1 pseudogene is annotated in these 275 nt (G+C 35.6%); it reads right to left on the reverse strand.

What is annotated here, in order from left to right:
• Positions 1-238: pseudogene (locus tag JKP73_RS22965) on the reverse strand (IS110 family RNA-guided transposase); the annotation flags it as partial.
• Positions 239-275 lie beyond the last annotated feature (37 nt).

A 275-nucleotide genomic window follows, 5' to 3' on the forward strand; every position in this document is an offset into this window, starting at 1 on the left:
ATATGTATCCACGATCTTGAAGAAATTTTTCCAAAGCCATTGAATAAACCCCAGTCGCTTCAAAAACAATTTCCGGTCTTTGACCCTTTTGTTGTTCTAACAATATCATTCGCTTACGAAGTGATTCGAAGTCCGCTAGACAATGATTTATTTCCCCTTCAAATATACAGCGTTTTTGATCATAAATAACTATCGTACTTTTACCTTTACTTACATCGAGCGCAACTACAGGTTTCATTTCGTCTCCTCCAATTAATTACTCATAGAAGTCTTCA

It is taken from the genome of Virgibacillus salexigens, assembly GCF_014905415.1.
Classification (GTDB): domain Bacteria; phylum Bacillota; class Bacilli; order Bacillales; family Amphibacillaceae; genus Virgibacillus; species Virgibacillus salexigens.